Origin of the sequence: Paraburkholderia acidicola, assembly GCF_002362315.1 — a bacterium.
Lineage (GTDB): Bacteria > Pseudomonadota > Gammaproteobacteria > Burkholderiales > Burkholderiaceae > Paraburkholderia > Paraburkholderia acidicola.
The window spans coordinates 2,535,402-2,557,326 of the sequence record NZ_MTZV01000006.1 but is presented as its reverse complement, the minus strand read 5'-3'; the positions used below and the strand labels follow the sequence as shown (position 1 = coordinate 2,557,326).

General features: G+C 66.5%; 3 protein-coding genes (1 of these 3 running past the window's edge). All 3 read left to right on the top strand.

From position 1 onward, the window contains the following. Tightly spaced (each overlapping or abutting the next), the 3 genes in view from BWP39_RS29895 to BWP39_RS29885 form a layout consistent with a single transcriptional unit that may run on beyond the window. Positions 1-3,529: the 3' portion of a hybrid non-ribosomal peptide synthetase/type I polyketide synthase gene (locus BWP39_RS29895; RefSeq protein ID WP_096725790.1), read on the top strand. It extends 4,394 nt beyond the left edge of the window; only the last 3,529 of its 7,923 coding nucleotides appear in the window; its start codon lies beyond the left edge, outside the window; its stop codon occupies positions 3,527-3,529. Further along, on the top strand, positions 3,526-14,724 hold the full coding sequence (locus BWP39_RS29890; RefSeq protein WP_096725789.1) for a non-ribosomal peptide synthetase: 11,199 nt from the start codon (positions 3,526-3,528) through the stop codon (positions 14,722-14,724). The genes BWP39_RS29895 and BWP39_RS29890 overlap by 4 nt, the downstream gene beginning before the upstream one ends. Next, positions 14,721-21,923, top strand: a complete 7,203-nt coding sequence (locus tag BWP39_RS29885; protein ID WP_096725788.1) for a non-ribosomal peptide synthetase — start codon at positions 14,721-14,723, stop codon at positions 21,921-21,923. The genes BWP39_RS29890 and BWP39_RS29885 overlap by 4 nt, the downstream gene beginning before the upstream one ends. Positions 21,924-21,925: the final 2 nt, after the last annotated feature.

The window sequence follows — 21,925 nt, the reverse complement described above, 5'->3', positions numbered from 1 at the left end:
ACTGAAGCGTCGCGGTCCTTCGTTCCAGGAGAGCCTGAACGAGCGCACCGGCGAACTCACCGAACGCCTGAACCGGCGCCTCTCGGCCATCGACGCGCCGCTGTCGCTCACCCGCTTCGGTTCGCTGTTCCGCTTCAAGCACACCGGCAATCTGGATCTGCTGTACTACCACCTGCTTTATCGCGGCGTGTTCATCTGGGAGGGTCGCAACTGCTTCCTCTGCGATGCGCACGGCGAAGCGGAAATCGACGCCATCGTCGAGCGCACGATGGATAGCGTAGAAGCACTGCGCGACGGCGGCTACCTGCCCGGCGCGAAGGCGGCTACCGCCGTGCCCGTGCTGGGACAGCCGCTGAACCTGCCTTTGTCAGATCAGCAGAAACAGATCTGGATTGCTTCGCAGATCGATCCGGCCGGTGCGCTCGCCTATGTCGAAACCGTCAGCCTGGAAGTCGCGGGCCAGCTTGATGCGATCGCGCTGCAACGCGCGCTGGGCCGCCTCGCTGAGCGCCACGAGGCGCTGCGCACCACGCTCGACGGCGAAAACGATCGCCAGACCGTGCACACCGTGCTGCCGGTGCCGCTGCGCATCGCGACCAGCGGTGAACGTGACGCATGGCTTGCCGCCCTTCAGGCCGAACCGCTCGACGTCGATCGCACCGGTCCGCTACAGGTTGGCCTGCTGCAACAGTCGAACGGACACAGCGTGCTCGCGATCCGCGCGCACCATGCATTGATCGACGGCATTTCGCTAGGTCTGCTGGTCGAAGAACTGTCGACCCTGCTACAAAACCCGCACGCTGAACTGCCGCCCGCACCCCCGTTCCGCGAGCATCTGCGGACGCTCGCCGAAGCCGACGGCACGCAGGCGCTGGCGTTCTGGCAACAACGCATCGCCGATGCACCGGCACCGCTGCCGCTGTCCACGCTAGGTTCGACGCAGGAGTCGCGCTGGCAAGGCGCCCGCGTGCGCCTGCCGGTCCCCGAGGCCGTGAGTGTGGCGCTCGGCAAGCTCGCCGGCAGCCACGGCACCACGGTGTTTACCGCAGCGCTGGCCGCAACGCTGAGCCTGCTCCATGCCTCGTACGACCGCGACGACGTGCTGATCGGCATCGCCGCGCACGGCCGCCAGCACGGCCACGAACGCATGATCGGCCAGGCTGCGCAGGTGCTGCCGTGGCGCTCGCGCCTTAAGCCCGGCATGCGCTTCGAGACGTTGCTGCGTGAAGTCGACGCGCAATGGCAAGGACTGGGCGAATACCAGGCCTATCCGGTGTCGCGCCTGCTCGAACAGGTGCTCGGCAACGAGCAGCGCGCTGGCGCGCTGAACGTGATCTTCAACATGGACCATGCCCGCCACACCGAATTCGCAGGGCTCGCTACGCAGTTGCTGGATGCCCCCGTGGCCGGCGCGAAGTTCGAGTTGTCGCTGAATCTGTTGCAGACGCGGCAGGGCTGGTTTCTCGATCTCGACTACAGCAACGGCCTTTACGAACGCGAGCAGATCGAGCGCATCGGTCGACGCTGGCTCGACTGGGTCGGCCGGGTTGCCGCCGATCCGCACATCGAGCTGGAACGCGCAGTGGCGCTACCGGCCGAGGAGCTGGACAAGGTCCTCGCGACCTTTGCCGACGATGCCACGCCGCCGCCGGCTGCCGATGTCGTCGAGCTGTTCCGTCAGCAGCTTGCGCGCGCACCGCATGCCGTCGCGATTCGCGACCAGCAACGCGAATACGACTACGCGACGCTCGATCGCGCAGCCCGGGTTCTGGCTAAACGTCTACATGATCTGGGCGCAGGCGCGGAGCGCATCGTGGCAGCGGTACTGCCGCGCTCGGCGGAACTGGTGACCGCCGTACTCGCGTGCTACTACGTCGGCGCAGCGATCCTGCCGATCTCCGGCGACGAACCGAAAACGCGCCGCGCGCAGATCTTCGCCGCCTCGCAGCCGGTCGTGGTGCTCACGCTGGCCGCCACGGCGACCGACCTGCTCGATATCGAGCTCCCGGTGCTGGCGCTCGAATCGCCGTCCGCGCTCGCCGCGGCTAGCGCCGAAGAAGATTTCGAGCCGGTGCAGATCACGGCCGGTCAACTGGCCTATGTGCTCTACACCTCGGGCAGCACCGGCGTACCCAAAGGGGTCCAGTGCACGCGCGACGGTCTGGCCCGCCTGCTCGCCTGGATGCTCGACGAATACGATCTGGGCCACGACGATGCAGTGCTGCTCGTTTCGCCCCCCACCTTCGACGTCGCGATGATGGAAATCTGTCTGTCGCTCGCGAGCGGCGGGCGCGTGGTCGTGGTGCCGGCGGAGCAGCATCGTGACCCGCAGTATCTGGCCAGGCTGATGGTGGCCGAAGAGGTGAGCTTCGCGTTCATCGTGCCGGCGATGCTCGAGCTGGTGGTGCGCCAGCCCGAATTCAAGGCATGCCGTTCGATGCGCCATCTGCTGGCCGGCGGCGACACCGTGCCCGCCGATCTGCGCGATGCGGTTCTTGGGCTCGGGCTGCCACTGGAATTTCACAACGCTTATGGTCCGACCGAGGCAACCGTCCTCGTCAGCCAGTTCGATTGCGTGCCCGGGCAGACCGAACGCTACGTGCCGATCGGACACGCGCCTAAAGGCACCTGGTTCCGCATCGTCGATAGTCGCAATCGGCCAGTCGGTGTCGGGATCGAAGGCGATTTCCTGATCTGCGGCGAACAGGTCACTCGCGGTTATCTCGGCAATCCGGAGCTGACCCAGCGCCAGTTCATCGCCGACCCGCTGAGCCGGGCGAACGCACGCGCCTACCGTAGCGGCGACCGCGCCTGCTGGCGCGAGGACGGCGCAGTCGTTCACCGCGGTCGCGCCGATCGTCAGGTGAAGCTGCGCGGCCAGCGCCTCGAGCTGGGCGAAGTCGAAATCGCCTTGCGCGCGCATCCGCAGATCGGCGCAGCCGTAGTTGACCTGCTCGCCGATCAGATGCTGGTCGCCTGGTACGTGCCGAACGATCCGCAGGCCAACGCTGAGATTGCGAACCTGCGCGAGTACCTGACGAGCAAGGTGCCGGCCTATATGTTGCCGACCCACTACCTGAGCCTGCCGGAGCTGCCGCTGAACAGCAGCGGCAAGGTCAATCGCGCGGGGTTGCCGCGGCCCGCTGAAGCCGACGCTGCGCAAATCGTCGTCCCGGACGCGACGCCGCTCGAACGCGAACTGCTCGACTTCATGCACCGCGAACTGCAACTGGCGCCGGGCGGGACCACCGGCAACTTCTTCGCCGCCGGCGGCCAGTCGCTGTCCGCAGCGAAGCTGGTGAGCTGGGTACGTCAGCAGTGGCAGATCGAGTTGCCGCTGAAGCTGTTCCTCGCCGAGCCCAGCGTGCGCAGCCTCGCGATCGCCATCGAAGCAGCGCGTGCGGGCGGCGCGCCCATATCCGCCGGCATCATCCCGATCCGCTCCCGTACGCAACGCCGAGTGCGCCGCGATGCCGCGCTCGAAGGCGTGCAGGCCATCGAGTCCGCCAATAGTGAGGTGAGCCAATGAGCGCTCGCATCGATGAATCGGTGTCGACCAACGACATCCTGCTGTTCCGTGCCTCGCCCGCGCAACAGCGACTGTGGCTGCTGGAGCAACTGAACGACGGCATCAGCGACTACCTGATCGCCGGCGCCCTGCGCCTGCGCGGCACGTTGTCGACACAGGCGCTGAAGCTGGCATTGAACGACTGCGTGGACTTGCACGAAAGCCTGCGTACCGGGTTCATCGATATCGACGGCACGCCCTGGCAAGCCGTCGAACCCGAACTGCACATCGGCCTGATCGAACACGATCTGCGCGCACTGCCCGCCGAGCAACGCATGCCGGCTGCGTTGCAGATGGCTCGCGAGACGATCGAGCGCAACTTCGACCTGCAGCATGCACCGCTCTTGCGCGTGCAGTTGCTGCGCCTCGACAACGAGGACTGGCTGTTAAGCCTGTGCATCCACCATATCGTCTGCGACGGATCTTCTCTGGTCCAGCTGCTGACCGATATCGCGATCGCCTATAGCCACCGTCTCGATTCGTCGCAACCGGCGCTGAAACCGCCACGGCTGCAGATGGCCGACTACGCCGAGTGGCAATGCGAGCAACTCGACACGCCGGCGATGCAGGCGCGGCTGTCGTTCTGGCAGCAACGCCTGCAGAACGTGCCCGACCTCGCCCTGCCGACGGACCATCCGCGGCCGGCCGTGCGCGCAGCGCGCGGTGCACGTGTCGAGCTGAGTTTCGATGCGGATCTGCGGCACCGGATTGAACAGGCCGCGCGCAGCGCCAACGTCACGCCGTTCGCCATCCTGCTCGGTGGCTGGGGCATGCTGCTCGCACGCTGGAGCGGGCAACACGATTTCGCGATCGGTGTGCCGATCACCAGTCATGGCGAAGCGAACCTCGAAGGCGCGGTGGGCTTTTTCGTTGAAACGGCGGCGCTGCCTTTCAGGTTCGACGATGCCGCCGACATGCGCACGCTGTGGCAGCGCGTCGGCGAAACCTCGCGCGAAGCGCTGGCGCAAGGCGGCGTGCCGCTCGATCGCCTGATGCAAAGCCTGAACCGCCCCCTGGCGCGCGATCGTACGCCGTTGTTTCAGACGCTCTTCTCGATGTTCCCGGCGATCCCGCTGTCCACGCTGCCGGGTCTGCGCAGCGAACCCGTGTCGTTATGGCTCGGTCAGGCAAAGAGCGACCTCGTGCTGGAACTGGGCGAAGCCGGCGACACCTACGGTGGTTCAATCGAATACGACAGCGCGCTGTTCGATGCCAGCACCATCGAACACCTGGCGAGCGACTTCGCGACGCTGCTCGACGCCGCGCTCGCCGCGCCGCACGCCCGTCTGGCCGATCTACCCACGCTGCCAGCGAGCCGCACCGATGCACCGGCGCACACCAGCAACCTCGATCCGTCGACCGGCCTGCCCGCCCTCGTCGCGACAACACGCCACGACGCGAGGACCCCGCTGTCGTGGCACCAGGAACGCATCTGGTTCGTCGATACCTTCGAGACCGGTTATCTGTATGACGCGAACCCGGTCTATCACAACATTCCGCTGATCCTCGAACTGGCAGGACATACCGACATTGCCTCGCTGGAGGCCGCGCTGAACCGTGTGGTCGCGCGCCACGAAGTGTTGCGCACACGCGTGCACAGCGACGGCGAGCAAGCCTGGCAGGTCTTCGACCCCGAGCTGCGCGTCTCCGTGAGCGAGTTCCCGGCCACTGGCGAGGAAGCGCTCGCCCGCGCCATCGAGGAAACCCGCAAGCCGTTCGCGATGCACACCAGTCAGGCACTGCTGCGCGCCGCGTTGATCCGCATCAACGCACAGCACGCGGTGCTGGCCATCACCGCGCATCACCTGATCGCCGATCGCGTGTCGATGCGTCTGCTGGCGCGCGAGCTGTTCGAGCTGTATGCAGCGACGGTGACGGGACGCGCCGCCGCGTTGCCGGAACTCCCGGTCCAGTACGCCGACTACGCCGCCTGGCAGCGGCGCCTGCCGGCCGAAGCCACACAGGCAGCGCGCGGATACTGGACGCAGCAGTTGCGCGGTCCGCTCCAGGCCATGGAGTTGCCGCTGAACCGGGCCCGCAAGGCGATTCATGTATTCGCCGAAGCACGCCACGAGTTCGTCATCGGCGAGCCGTTTGTGGAGCGCCTGCGCGCCGTCGCCGCGCGCCTCGGTTATAACCCCGCCGATGTGCTGTTCGCCGGTTTCAATGCGTTGTTGCGGCGCTATAGCGGACACGACGAGCTTGTCGTCGGCTTTAGCGCACCGTGTCGCGAACACGCCGCGCTCGCGGCACTGATCGGTCCGCTCGCCAACCTGCTGGTATTGCGCACCCACGTCGATGCGACGACCACGCTGCAAGCCCTGCTCGATCAGGTGCATCGCACGACGTCGCAAGCGCTCGAACATCGCGACATGCAGTTCGACCAGCTGGTGCTCGCGCTCGCGCCCGAGAAGGATATGAGCCGCACCGCGCTGTTCGACATCCTGTTCCAGTTCGACGACGCGGCGCCTGACACACTGTCGGGTGGCAGACTCAACGCGACGGTGGTTGAAACCAACCTGGGCTACGGCAAGAACGACCTGCATCTGTTCATTCATGCGCACGAGCAGCATTGGTCCGGCAAGCTGGTCTACAACGCGCTGTACTTCGACGCGCGGCTCATCGAACAGATGATGGCGCACTACCTGACCCTGCTCGAAGCGCTGACGACAGCAGCGGATCAACCCGTCGACGCGGTCCCGCTACTCGGCCCTGCCGAACGCGATACCCAGTTGCTCACCTGGAACGACAGCGCGGCAAGCTACCCGCACGAACGGACCGTGCACCAGTTGTTCGAAGAGCAGGTCGAACGCACGCCAGAGCGCATCGCCGTCAGCTACGGCGACACGCAGCTCACGTACCGCGAAGTGAATGCGCGTGCGAACCAGCTCGCGCATCGGCTGCGCGCCTCCGGCATCGCGCCGCAGGCGCTGGTGGTGCTGCTAGTCGAACGTTCTGCGGAGATGATCGTCGCGATCCTCGCGGTCATGAAGGCTGGCGCGGCCTATGTGCCGATCGATCCGCATGCGCCAGTGGACCGCATCGAATACATCCTGAAGGACAGTGGCGCGCGTCATGCCATCGTCTCGCCGAACCTGCCCGGCACTCTCCCCCTCGGGGATCTGGAAACGATCACGCTGGACGATAGCGCAGACAGTCTGGCCGGCTGGCCTGACTCAAATCCGGACAATCTGACCGCACCGGATGACCTGATCTACGTGATCTACACCTCGGGCTCCACCGGGCAACCCAAAGGCAGCCTGCTCGAACACCGCAACGTCGTGCGCCTGATGCACAACGACAAGTTGCAGTTCACCTTCGGCGCCGACGACGTGTGGTCGCTGTTCCACTCGTATGCCTTCGATTTCTCCGTCTGGGAGATGTACGGCGCCCTGCTCTATGGCGGCCGCGTGGCCATCGTGCCGGACCGGGCACGCAAGGACCCCGCACTGTTCCTCGAGTTTCTCGAGCATGAAGGTGTCACGGTCCTCAACCAGACGCCGTCGGCCTTCTACAACCTGAGCGCAGTCGCCGTTGCCGGAGAAGAACGGACGCTGCCGGCACTGCGTTACGTCGTCTTCGGCGGCGAAGGGCTGGACCCGGGCAAGCTGCGCGCATTCCATCGCGCGTACGGCCACGTTGCGCTGATCAACATGTACGGCATCACCGAGACTTGCGTGCATGTCACGTTCAAGCACATCGGTCAGGCGGAGATCGACAGCAATCTGTCGAACGTAGGCCGGCCGATTCCGACCACCACGGTCTACATCATGGATGCCGGGCAGCGCCTCGTGCCCGCGGGCGTGCCTGGCGAAATCTGCGTCGGCGGTCTCGGTGTCGGTCGCGGTTATCTGAACCGGCCCGATCTGACGGCACAGCGGTTCGTGACCAACCCGTACCTGCCGCACGAACGGATCTATCGCTCGGGTGACCTCGGCAAGCTGCTCGAGAACGGCGAGATCGTGCATCTCGGTCGCATGGATGATCAGGTGAAGATTCGCGGTTTCCGCATCGAACTGGGCGAGATCGAAGCGAAGCTCAGCGCTTGCGAGACGATCGCCGAAGCAGTGGTGTTGACGCGCGAAGATACGCCGGGCGACAAGCGGCTGGTTGCCTACGTAATCCTCGATGCGGGCGCGCAACTGTCGGTGCCCGCTCTGCGCACCCAGCTCGACAAGGTGCTGCCGGAGTATATGATTCCGGCCGCCTTTATCGCGCTCGATGCGTTCCCGCTGACGGTGAACGGCAAGCTCGATCGCAAGGCGCTGCCGGTACCCGATTACTCTCAAGGGCAGCTATCGGCGCATGAATACGAGGCCCCGCTCGGCGAAACCGAGCAGGCCATCGCGCGGATCTGGCAGGAACTGCTCGGCATGGAGCGGGTAGGCCGCCGCGACAACTTCTTCGAGATCGGCGGTCATTCGCTGCTGGCCGCCAAGGCCATGGCGCGCCTTGGCAAACACTTGCAGCGCACGCTGCCGATCAGCACGTTGTTCGATGCGCCGGTGCTCGCCAGCCTGGCGGCGGCGTTCACGACGGGCGCAGCGGCGGCATCGGCTGCGTCGAGCGCTGCGGTTGCGTCGATCGCTGCGTCCACCGGTGGTCAGATCGCGGTGCCGGTTAGCGATGCGCTTGCCGCCACGCCGCTGTCGTCGGCCCAGGCTCGCCTATGGTTTGTTCATCAACTCGACCCACTTGATACGGCGTACAACCAGTTCGGTGCGGTGCGGATCGACGGTCAGTTGCAGGTCGATACGCTAACGCAGGCGCTGGCGCTGCTACAGGAACGCCAGCACAGCCTGCGCACGCGCTTCATCGATCGTAACGGTGTGCCGTTGCAACAAGTCATGCCGGCCGGCAACATTGCGTTGCCAGTCGACAACCTCGAAGCACTCGATCCCGCCGGACAGGATCAGGCGCTGCTCACACTCGCCCGCGACGAGGGCAGCCGTCCATTCGATCTGACCGAAGCGCCGCTGCTGCGCGCACGGCTGTTGCGCCTCGCGCCAGAACAACATGTGTTCTGCCTGACGGTGCATCACATCATCATCGATGGCTGGTCGCTCGGTGTGCTGTGGCAGGAACTCGGCGAGCTGTACCGCAGCCTCGTTGCACGACGTCCGGCCACGTTAGCGCCGCTGCCGCTGCAATACGCGGACTACGCGCAATGGCAACTGGCGATGCTCGACAGCGCACCGCTACGCCACCATATCGATGCCTGGCGCCACGATCTCGCCGATCTGCCTGCGCTCGATCTCGCCACCGATCACGTGCGCCCCGCCCATCTGGGTCGCACCGGCGCACAGGTCGATTTCGCCCTCTCCAGTCAAGCCGTCACCGCGCTGGACAAGCTGGCGCGCGCCACGGGCACGACGCGTTTCGTCGCGAGCCTCGCAATCTTCTCTGCGTTGCTCGGACGCTGGAGCGGTCAGTACGATTTCGCGCTCGGTGTGCCGATTGCCGGCCGTGAGCGCGACGATATCTACGACGTGATCGGCTGCTTCATCAACCTGCTGCCGATCCGCGTCGAACTGACGCAAGCCGCCGATTTCGGCCAGCTTGCCAACATGGTGAAGCAGCGCTACCGCACGGCGCTCGAACGCCAGGCGCTGCCTTTCGAACGCCTGCTGGAGGCACTGCGCCCCGGCGTCGATAACGGTCAACATCCGCTGTTCCAGGTGCTGTTCAACTACATGCACAAGGACATCCATACGACGGTGACCGATGGCCTGCGCCTGCAACCGCTGGAACTGCCCGGCGACATCGCGCAGTTCGATCTCTCTCTGCATCTGGATGATTCCGCGGACGGCGTGCACGGCCGCTTTATCTACCGCAACGAGCTGTTCGACGCGTCGACCATCGAACGCATGGCCGCCGGCTATCGCGCGCTGCTCGAAGCCGCCGGCGATAGCGCGCTGGCTTGGGCCGAGGTGGAGCTGGCCAGCGCGGAAGATCGTCAGCGCCTTGCGGCCTGGAACGATACCGCCGTTGACTACGGCAAGGCCACGACGCTCGATGCGTTGATCGCCGAACAGGTCGAGCGCACACCGCAGGCCACCGCTATCTCGGCGGAAGACGGCGCAATCGATTTCACTGAACTGCTCGCGCGCGCCGATGCGCTCGCCGAGCGTCTGCGCGCCATCGGCGCCGGACCGGACCGCGTAGTCGCCGTGTATCTGCCGCGCGGCGTCGATCTGCCGATGACACTGCTCGCCGTGCTGCGCGCAGGCGCAGCGTATCTACCGCTCGACCCCGACCTGCCTGCCGACCGGCTCGCCTTCATGGTGGCCGACGCGGCTCCTGTGGCGCTCGTCGCTACGGCCGGTAGTTACGAGTGGCTGCCCGCGGAGCTGCCCGTACTCGCGCCGAACCTCGCGAGCGAATCGGCCGCCGCTGCCGCGGCAGGAAAGAGCGCAGGCAAGCGAACCAAACGCCGCACCAAAGCCAGCCCGGTAGACCAGAACAGAAGCCCGGACAATCTCGCCTACGTGATCTACACCTCGGGCTCGACTGGTAAGCCGAAGGGTGTGATGGTGTCGCACCGCGCGATCGCCAACCGCCTGCACTGGATGCAAGCCGAATACGCGCTCAGCACTCACGACCGCGTCCTGCAGAAAACACCGTGCGGCTTCGACGTGTCGGTATGGGAGTTCTTCTGGCCGATGCTGACCGGCGCCACGCTGATCATGGCCCGTCCCGATGGCCATCGCGATCCGGATTACCTCGCGACGCTGATCGAACGCGAGCAGATCACGACGCTGCACTTCGTGCCCTCGATGCTCGACATTTTCCTCGCCAACACCGAGCCCGGCCGTTGCGCGCCGCTGCGCCGCGTGTTCACGAGCGGCGAGGCACTGAGCCCGGATCTGCGCGACCGCTGCCTGACGTTCCTGCCGCAAGCGGCCCTGCACAATCTGTACGGCCCGACCGAAGCCGCCGTCGACGTGACCTACTGGCCCTGTGCCGGGCACGGCGGTCCGGTACCGATCGGCCGGCCGGTGGCCAACACCCGCATCCACATCCTCGATCGCCACGGACGCATCGCGCCGATCGGCGTACCCGGCGAAATCTGTATCGCTGGTGTGCAGGTGGCGCGCGGTTATCTCAACCGGCCCGAACTCGACGCCGAGCGCTTCGTCGGCGAGCCCGACGCGACCGGTGATCATGCGCGTATGTATCGCACCGGCGACCTCGGTCGCTGGCGCGAACAGGGCTGGGTCGAATACCTCGGACGTCGCGACCATCAGGTGAAACTGCGTGGCCAGCGCATCGAACTCGGTGAAATCGAGGCGGCTCTGCGCCAGCATCCCGCTGTACGCGATGCGATCGTCCTGCTGCAGGGCGAAGGCGTGCGCGCATGGCTCGACGCCTTCGCGCTGGTCAGCCCCGGAGCACCCGACGGCGCTACGTTGCGGTCGTTCCTGAGCGAGCAGTTACCTGCAGCCCTGGTACCGGCGCGCGTGCATGCGCTGGAAAGCTTCCCGTTGACCGTCAGCGGCAAGACCGATCGCCGCGCGCTTGCCGAGCTGACGCCGCTGGCGTCGCCTGATACCGACATCGCACCGGCGAGCACCGCCACGCGCCAACAGGTCGCGGCGATCTGGTGCGAGGTGCTGGGTTTGACGCACATCGAGCCCACGAAGAATTTCTTCGAGGCCGGTGGCAATTCGCTGTTGCTGGTCCAGGTGCATGCACGGTTGAAGCGCAGTTTCGAGCGCGTGCCCAGCTTGACCGAACTGTTCCGCTATCCGAGCGTCGCTGCGCTTGCGGCCCATCTCGACGGTGCGAGTCCTGCAAACCGGAGCGCGGCACCGCGTGCGGCCCATGCCACCCGTACTGCTGACGAAGCCATCGCCATCGTCGGCATGGCCGGCCGTTTCCCAGGCGCCGCGAATGTCGACGAGTTGTGGCAGGCACTGCTGGAAGGACGCAGCGGCATCCGCGAAGTGAGCCGCGAAGAAGCCCTCGCTGACGGCGCTGACCCGGCCGTGCTCGACCATCCGTCGTACGTGCCGTACGCAGCACCGCTCGACGGCATCGGTCACTTCGACGAAAAGCTGTTCGGCTACAGCCCCGCCGACGCCGCGCTGCTCGATCCGCAAGGCCGCTTGCTGCTGCAATGCGCGTGGGAAACGCTGGAACAGGCTGCCGTGAATCCCGAGCACACCGATCAGCGCATCGGCGTGTTCGCCGGTGCGACGGTCAGCACCTATGCGTTGCATGCGCTGCGCGAGCATGCGCAGGACCCGTCGTTCGCCCAGCGTGTGCTGTTTGCCAACGACAAGGACTACGTCGCGAGTCGCATCGCCTACAAGCTCGGTCTGAACGGCCCCGCGATCGGCGTGCAGACCGCGTGCTCCACTTCGCTGGTGGCGGTCGCGCTGGCGGTGCAGGCGCTACGCAACGGCGAATGCGACGTGGCGCTGGCCGGTGGCGCATCGGTGAACGTCCCGCACCGAATCGGTTATCTCTACGACGAAGGCTCGATCTACTCGCCCGATGGTCATTGCCGCGCGTTCGATCGCGACGCGGGCGGCACCATCGGCGGTAACGGCGTCGCGATGGTCGCGCTGAAACGACTGAGCGCGGCGCTCGCCGATGGCGATCCGATCCGCGCGGTGATTCGCGGTATCGCGATCAACAACGATGGCTCCGACAAGCTCGGCTTCACTGCACCGTCGATCAAAGGCCAGGAAGCGGTCGTCCGCGCCGCGCTGGCCGATGCCGGTGTCGAGGCGAACACGATCGGCTATATCGAGGCGCACGGCACCGGCACCCGGCTCGGCGATGAAGTCGAACTGAGCGCGCTCATTGCCGCTTTCGACGGTGTCGAGGCGCGCACCGAACCGTGTCTGCTGGGTTCGCTGAAATCGAGCGTCGGCCATCTCGATGCGGCTGCCGGTGTGGCGGGTCTGATCAAGGCGGCGCTGACCGTGGAGCGCGGCATCGTCCCGCCGACGTTGCATCTGGACACACCGAACCCGCTGCTGCAGGAACACGCTACGCGTTTTCGCGCAGCGACCGCGCCGACACTGTGGCAGGACAAGCAGGCGCGTCGTGCCGGTATCAGCGCGTTCGGTATCGGCGGCACCAACGCGCATTGCATCGTCGAGCAGCCGCCGGTACGCGCGGCCGCTGTCGTGACACCGGCCGCGCAACTGCTGCCGCTTTCCGCCGTCGATCGCGATGCGCTGATGCGCCTGCGCCAGCAACTCGCCGATTATCTGCAGAAGCATCCCGACACCGATCTCGCCGCTCTCGCCTGGACGTTGCAGAGCGGCCGGCGCGTGCTGGCCTGGCGTCAGGCGTGGCTCGTCGAAACGGTCGGCGAAGCCGTCGCGCTGCTGCGCGATAGCGCGCTGCCCGAGGCAACTGCCGGGACCGATGCTGTGCAGTCAGATACGCACGCAGTATCGCTGGCGCAACTGGCCGGGCACTGGGAAGCAGGTGGTGCAGTCGACTGGCACGCGCTGCACGGCGCACGTCTGCCGCAACGCCTGAGCTTGCCGGCCTATCCGTTTGCGCAGCATCGTCACTGGCTCGACGCCGCGAGCGGATCCGGTCCGCAACTGGCCGTACTCGACTGGCAACGTGCGCCGGCTGTGCCGCGCGCACACAGCACCGAACCAATCGCGCTGTACGGCAACGATCCGGCATTGCTCGCCGCACTCGCCGCACGGCTCGAAAAAACCGGCGCCGCTGTCGAAACACTGACCTCGCTCAACGGTCTGCGCCGCGAGCAACGCCTCGTCGTGCTGGCGCCCGATTACAGCCAGGTGCTGGCGCTGTCGCATCAACTGGCCGTGTCGCCGCCGCAACGACTGGTGCTGGTCGGCCGTCATGCCGAGGACGGCTGCGACGCCACCGACAGCGAAGCCGCCATGGCCTTCGCCGCCGCGTTGCCGCTGAGCCAGGAGCTGCCCGAACTGGGTCTGCGCCGCATCGACCTGGCGGGCGCCGACGATGCCCGTCAGCTCGCCGCACTCGCGGCCGAGTGCGTGGCCGATGGTCCCGCGCTGGTGCAGTTGCGCGACGGTCAACGTCGACTGCCCAAGGTGCAGACGGTGCCCGCCGCACCGGCCGCGACACCGTGGCGCGACGAGGCCGTGGTGCTGATCACCGGCGGCTACGGCCAGCTCGGCTTCGCCTTCGCGCAGCATCTGGCGCAACACTCGCGAGCACGGCTCGTGCTGCTGGGCCGCACCGCGCCACCCGACGACGATCCGCGCCTGCAAGCGCTACGCGCGAACGGTGCCGAGGTGCTCGCACTGAGCGGCGACATCGCCGAACCCGGCGTGGCCGAACGCGCGGTGCAAATCGCCCAGCAACGCTTTGGCGCGCTGCATGCGGTGATCCACGCGGCCGGTATCGCCGGTAGCGAGGCGCAACGGCCGTTGCTCGAAACCGACCTCGCCGAGAGCGCGGCGATCTGGGCGGCCAAGCGCGCCGGCACGCAACAGCTCGCCGCCGCACTCGACGGTCTGACGCTCGATCACGTCTTGTTGTGCTCGTCGATCTCCACGGTGCTGGGTGGTCTCGGCTTCGCCGCCTACGCCGCTGGCAATCGCTGGATGGAAGTGTTCGCGGAAGCGCAGAGCCGTCGCGGCGACACCCGCTGGCTGGCGCTCGCCTACGACGGCCTGCATTTCAGCAGCGACCTTCCGCCGGAACCGGCGCTCGACGCAGCCACGGCCATCGCGCTCGCCGATCAGGCGCTGACGGCTGGCCTCAGCGGTCGCGTGCTCGCGGTGGCCAGCGACCTGCAAAGCCGCTTGCGCCGCTGGGATAGCCAGACGCTGCGCGCACCGGCTGCCGTCGATACGCTCGCGCCGACCGCACTCGCCACCGCGTATGACGATCCGCTGCAAGCCCTCGTGGCCCAGGCGCTCGCCAGCACGCTGGGGCTCACGCAGCTTGGACCCGATGAGGATTTCTTCGAGCTCGGCGGCGACAGCCTCGTGGCCACCCGTTTGATCGCCCAGTTGCGCGAAGCAACTGGCTTGAAGCTGTCGGTTGGGCTGGTGCTGCGCGCGCCGAGCGTGCGCCTGCTGGCCGCCGAAATCGCTGCCTTACGTAACGGCAGTGGCGGCGCTGGCACCGGTAGCGGTCGCACCGAAACCAGCGACGACCACGCTTTTGAAGAGGGCGTTCTATGAACGATGCAGGCAACGCTATCGCGATCCGCCTGCTGGCGGAGTTGCACGACCTCGGTATCGCGCTATGGATCGAGGACGGTCAGCTGCGCTTTCGCGCACCTAAGGGGAAGCTGCCGCCCGACCTGAAAGAGCGTCTGGTGGCGCACCGCGCGGAGTTGCTGGCCCAGCTCGAACGGGCCCGCGACGCGCAGACGATCCGGCGTCGGGCGCATCCGCAGGGCGCCCCTGCGCCGCTCTCGGTACAGCAGCGCGCGGTGTGGGCGGCTCAGCAATTCGGTGGCGGCCAGGCCTTCCTGATGCCCGGCGCGTCGCAACTCGACGGCCCGCTCGATGCCGACGCATTGCAGCGCGCGTTGCAGGCCCTCTGCGAACGTCACGAAGCATTGCGCACCACGATCACGCTGATCGACGAGCAGCCGATGCAGACCGTGCAGCCTTCGGTCGACCTCGCGCTGCCGCTGCACGATCTGTCCACGCTCGACGAAATCCAGCAGCAGAGCGAACTGGAACGCCTGCTGGCCGAAGAAGCCACCAACACGATCGAACTGACGCACGCGCCGCTGTTGCGCACACGGCTGATCCGCCTCGCCGCAGAGCGGCATGTGCTGTGCCTGACGCTGCATCACATCATCGCCGACGGCTGGAGCATCGAGATTCTGCTGGGCGAGCTAAGCGCGTTGTATCGTCCTGGCACGACGGCGGTTCCTGGTTTGCCGCCTATCGCGCTGGGCTATGCCGACTACGCCGCCTGGCAGGTCGCGCAACACCACGACAACGCCGACCACGCTGACCTCGCCTTCTGGCGCGATCAGCTCGCCAACCTGCCGCCAGCGCTCGAACTGTCCACACGCCGCGCCAGCGCCACGGACAAACAGTTCGTCGGCGCCTCAGTGCAGGTCGAACTACCGACGGCCGAACTGCGCGCGCTGAGACAGCTTGCGACTCAGGCGAGATGCACCTTGTTCGCCGCGCTGTGCGCGAGCTTTGCCGCGCTGCTCTATCGCTACAGCGGCCAGCGGGAATTGCTGATCGGCACCGCGATTGCGGGACGCGGCCAGCGTGAACTGGAAGATGTCGTAGGTCTCTTTGCCGGACGTCTGCCGCTACGGCTCGAGGTCGATCCGCAACTGGGCTTCGCCGGCTTGATCGGCAGCATTGGTCAACAGACGACCGGAATTTTTAGTCACGCCGACGTGCCGATCGAGCGCATCGCCACCCAGGCGTTGCCCACGAGTGAGACGGGCCGCGATCTGTTCCAGGTGATGCTCTCGCTACAAAACGCGCTCCAGGACGACCTGCATCTTGAGGGCCTGCAAGTACGCCCGATCACGACGCCGCTGACCGTCACCAAGTTCGATCTCGCGCTGTGCTTCGAGGAGCGCGGCGATCAACTGGTCGCCGCGCTGGAATATGCGAGCGCACTGTTCGAGCGCGAGCCGATGCAGGCGATGCTCGATCACTGGTTGCAGTTGCTCCACGTCGCGCTGGCCGAGCCGCAACGTCCGTTGTCGCAACTGCCGCTGCTGTCCGCACGCGAGCGCGCCGCCCTGCTCGATTTCCGGCCCGCGGGCGCACCTGCTACGCACTTGTGGCAAGGCTTCAACGAGGTGGCCGCAGCGCATCCGGAGCGGATCGCACTGAGCTCGCCGCTCGCGTGGAATCACCCCGAACTGCGTCAGGTCAGCTATCGCGAACTCGCAACGACAGCACGCCGTATCGCTGCGCAATTGCACGCCGCCGGTGTGCGCCGCGGTGACGTCGTGGCGATGGCCGGGCACCGCTCGATCGATTTCATCGAAGGGCTGCTCGGTATCCTCGCCGCGGGCGCGGCCTATCTGCCGCTCGATCCGGAAACACCGCCCGCGCGCATCGCGGAGATGGCGGAAGACAGCGGCGCCAACCTGCTGCTCGCCTGCGACGACGCGGGACTGTCGTTCGCCGCGCTGTTTCCCGCAGCCATCGATCTGCGCGAACAAGGCAAGCACGAAGCACCGTCGGCAAGCGAAGCGTTCGTCGGCACAGCCAGCGATGTCGCCTATCAGATCTTCACATCGGGTTCGACCGGTCGCCCCAAGGGCGTGCTGGTCAGTCATGCGAACGTTGCGCACTTCCTCGACGGGATGAAGCAGTTTCCGTCGGATGGCACCTATCTGAGCTTCGCATCGACTGCCTTCGATGCCTCGATCATGGAAATCTGGCTGCCGCTGTTAAAGGGCGCTCAGGTGCTCGTCGCGCCACCCGGCTTGCCCGATCTCGATGCACTGGGCAACCTGCTCGACACGCACAACGTGCAGTTCGCGTGGTTGACGGCCGGTCTGTTCCAGAGCCTGTGCGAAACCCATCCGCAGGTACTCGCCAATCTCGAGCATCTGATCGCCGGTGGCGACCGGCTATCGCTCAATGCGTTGCGCGCGCTGTTCGCACGCGGCGGCAAGGTACGCGTCTACAACGGTTACGGTCCCACCGAGACGACGGTGCTCGCCACCCTGCATCCGATTCGCCCCGAAGACGTCGGCCCCGATGCGGTCAGCGTGCCGATCGGTTCGGCGGTCGGCGCCACCCGTTTGTATGTGCTCGATGCACATGGCGAACTGGCGCCGCCGGGTGCGGTCGGCGAGTTGTATGTCGGCGGTGGCGGCGTCGCCGGCGGCTATGCGAAGCGGCCCGAACTGAGCGCCGAGCGCTTTCTGCACGATCCCTTCGGCCTCGCGCCCGACGCCCGCATGTATCGCACCGGCGACCTCGTACGCTGGCGCGCCGACCGCAGCCTCGAGTTTCTCGGACGCGCCGATCGTCAGGTGAAGATCCGCGGTTTCCGTATCGAGCTGGCCGAGATCGAAGCACATATCGGCGCCCATCCGGCAGTGGCACAAGCGCTCGTCGACGTGCAGGACACCGACGGCCACAAGCAACTGACGGCCTACGTCGTACTCGCGCCCGATCACGCGCTCGACGCGCGCGAACTCAGCGCCTTCCTCGGCCAGCATCTGCCCGACTACATGTTGCCGCAGGCCCTGGTGACATTGCCGCGGTTGCCACTCACCGTGAATGGCAAGCTCGATCGCAACGCGCTGCCGAAGCCGGCGCCGCGCAGCGCGAATCTCGCTGCGCTGCCCGACAACGAACAGGCCCGCGTACTGAGCGCGGCGTGGCGCGAATTGCTGAAGGTCGACACGCTCGCCGCCGACGACAACTTCTATCACCTGGGCGGCGATTCGATCATCGCGATGCAAATGGCGATGCGCCTCTCGCGCCAGGGCTGGGAGATGCAACCGCAGGAACTGCTGCGCCAGCCGACCCTGGAGGCTCAGGTCGCGCTGCTGCAACGACGCCGCGAAACCATCGCGCGCCGCACGCATGCGGGTCCGCTGCCGCTCACGCCGATCCAGCAGTGGTTCTTCGCCATCGACATGCCGCAGCGCCATCACTGGAATCAGGCCGTGCGACTGACCGTCGATCCCGCTACGCTCGAACGCCTGCCCGCTGCATTGAGCGAACTGGAGCGGCTGCACGATGCGTTGCGTCTGCGGTTTCATTGCGACGAGGGACAGTGGCATCAGACCATCGCCGAGGCACAGGCGGACCGTGTGCCGAAATATCACTACGTCGCGAGTGAAGCAGAAGCCCAGGTCCTGATCGCCGCAGCCCAGCAAAGCCTCAATATCGAACACGGTCCGCTCTGGACCGCGCTCTTGCTGGAATCGCCGCAATGGCCGTGGCCGCATCTTCTGATGGTCGCTCATCACCTCGTGGTGGACGGGATGTCATGGCGTGTTCTGCTGGAACATCTCGGTCAACTGCTGCACGGTGAACAGCCGCTCGTACCTGCGCTCGGCTATGGCGACTGGGCGGCGCATCTGGCCAATGAAGTCACTACTGAGGCAACCGCGCAACCTGCAATCGCTGCGTCGCACTTGACGCCCGCACCGTTGGCTCACCGCGACGGCGAGAACCTCGAAAGCAACACCCAGGTATGCAGCGTCGCGTTGTCGAGCGCGCTCAGCCACGAACTGCTCGGCCCGGCCAACACACCGTATCGCAGCGAGCCCACCGAACTGATGCTCACCGGGTTGCTGCTCGGCTTGCGTGAGGTGTACGGACAGCACAGCCTGGGCGTCGCGCTCGAGCGTCACGGCCGCGATCTCGATGGTGCCGCGCTGGCCAGCACAGTGGGCTGGTTCACCCGCATCGTCGCACTCGAACTGGCGCTGCCCGGCCAGCCCACTGCCCAACGCAGCCCGCTCGAACAGGCGCTTCTGGCGATCAAACAAAGCGCCCGCAGCGCCCCCGCCGGCATGGACCCGCTGGCAGCGCGCGCACCGGACGTGGCCTTTAACTACCTCGGCCAGCTCGACCAGGCGCTCGCAGAAACAGGCCCGCTGCGCGCGGTGGAAGCAAACAGCGGAAACACCATCGATGCGCAGGCGCCACGTCCCTACCCGATCGAGATCGTCGCGCACGCGACCTCGGCGGGTCTGCGGATCGACTTCCGCTATAGCGCGGCGCAAACCGACGCGCGCCAGCTGGAAGCCTGGGCTCAAGCCACCGTGCAGGCACTGGAAGCACTGCTCGCGACGCTGCGTCATCCCGATGCGGGCGGCCGCGCACCGTGCGACTTTCCGCTGAGCGGTATCCACGAACAGGCGTCGCTCGATAGCCTGCTCGACACGTATCAACTGGCACCGGGCGCTCTCGCCGAGTTGTTGCCGGTCAGCGCCCAGCAACGCGGCATGTTGCTCGAGAGCCTCGCGCATCCCGGCAGTGGCATGCATATCGAACAATTCACGGCGACGTTCGATAGCAGCTTCGATCCCGCTGCGCTCGAAGCCGCCTGGGCTCGCCTGATCGTTCGTCACGATGCCCTGCGTAGCCGCTTCGTGTGGGCCGCGCAGAATGAACTGCTGTGCGCGGTACTCACGCAGTTCACGCCCGCATGGCAACACCTCGACTGGCGCGATGACGCAGAGGGCCAGGCAGAGAATGAAGCGCGCCTTGCCGCCTGGCTCACCGCCGACCGCGAGCAAGGTTTCGAGCACCACGCGCCGCCGCTGCGCTTTGCCACGCTGCGCCTCGATGCGAACCACGCAGACGAGACCGGCGCACAGCGCTGGCTCTTCGTGTGGACCTACCACCATGCGCTGCTCGACGGCTGGAGCGTCGCGCGTCTGCTCGAAGAGGCACTGCACACCGAACATCTGCCGCCACCGAGCCACAGTGCGCGCCGCTACGCCAGTTGGCTGGCCGTGCGCGATCGCGAGCAGGCCGCTGCATTCTGGCAGGGGAACCTGAACGACTTCGTCGGCCCGACTACGCTCGGACAACCGCACGCGGACCTGCATGGCACCGCGGGCCAGGTGGACCTGCATCGCGTGCTGGCCGCCGCACCGGCAGCACGCCTGCAAGCGTTGACACGCAAACACGGCATCACCCTCGCCAACGTCGCGCGTGGAGCGTTCGCCCTCTTGCAGGGCTGGGCCTCGGGACAGCGCGACGTGGTCCAGGTCACCACGGTGTCCGGTCGTCCCGCGGCGCTCGATGACAGCGAGCAATGGATCGGCCTCTTCATCAACAGCCTCCCGCTGCGCCTGCACATCCCTGCGCAAGGCGATGCGTGGTCGTGGCTGCGCGACGACGTCAGCCATCGCGCGGCTGCCACCGTGCCCTACGAATGGTGTAGCGGTGCCGATATCCACCGCTGGTCGGGTCTGCCTGCCGGTCGCACGCTCAGCGATGCGCTGCTGGTGTTCGAGAACTACCCGCGTCAGGCGCAGCAGGAAGCGGCGACGGTGCCGATCGTCGCGGTGAACGGACACGGCGCGCGGACGCATTTTCCGCTGACCTTGCTGGTGGTGCCGGTCGACGAGGGCTGGCGGTGCGAGCTGGTGGTCAATACCGCCTATATGCCGCTCGCCGAGGCGGGCCGGTTGCTCGATGCGTATGTGGGCTTGCTCGAGCGACTCGCCGACGAGCACGCGAGGCTCGGCGAACTGATCGCCGGTCTGCCCGCGCAGACGCCGCAGCGCTGCATGCCGATCCAGGAGCAAAGCCGCGCGCCGCGCACGCAGCTCGAACTGGAGCTCTGCGTGTTGTGGGAGCAACTCTTCACCGAACGTGCAGTGGGCGTCGACGACAACTTCTTCGATCTTGGCGGGCACTCGCTGCTTGCGCTCGATCTGATGGCGCGGCTGCGGCAACACTTCGGCCGCGAGGTGTCCTTCGCCTCATTTCTGCGCCAGCCCACGGTGGCAGGTCTCGCGGCGTTACTCGGCGGACCCGCGAGCGCCGACGGCGAACCCGACGATGAACCGCTGATCGCGTTGGGCCACGAGGGCGCTCCGCTCTATCTGTTCCCTGGCGGCAGCGGCAATCCGATGTCTTACCTGCCGCTCGCGAGCGCGCTCGACGGCCATCTCGCCGTGCAGGCGGGGCGACCCGATCTGCACATGCGCACCGACGAGCCGTCAATGGAGCAACTGGCTGACGAGTTCGCGACAGCGATTACGCGGCGCCAGCCCGAAGGCGGGTTGCGGCTGGCCGGCCATTCGTTCGGTGCCGTGCTCGCCTATGCAGTCGCCCAGGCGCTGAAGGCACGCGGTCGCGACATCGAGAGTCTGATCATGATCGACCAGCCGGCTCCGGACGGTAGCGATCCGTTTGCCGCGTACGACGAAACCGGGCTACTGCTGCAGATCGCCGAGGCGATGGTCGCCTATTTCGATCGCGCATTGCCGCTGGACGCCGATGCCCTGCGCAAGCTGCCGCGCGACGAGCGACACGGCGCCATGCTCGCGACGTGTCAGGCGGCCGGCATCCTGCCTGGCAGCGCCGATATTTCGATCATCGACAGCCTGCTGACGATCTATCGCCGCAGCGCTCTCGTGCTCGCAGCCTACCGGCCGCCAGTGTGGCCCGGGCCGCTCACTGTGATCCGCGGCGAAAAATCACGACCCGCCGACAGCGAGCCCAGCCTCGGCTGGCATGCCCTGTGTCCGCATGCCGCGACGGTCAGTGTCGGCAGCGATCACATCGGCATGATCACCGCCGCGCATGTCGATGAGCTGGCGGCGCGGATCTTGGAAAACTCGCTTGAAAACTCGCGGGAAAACTCGCTCGAACACTCGCTCGAACACCCGCTGCCGCCTGTCCCGTCTTCGTCACACCCTTTCTCCCCCGCTACCGCACCAACCGTGTCCGACTAGAG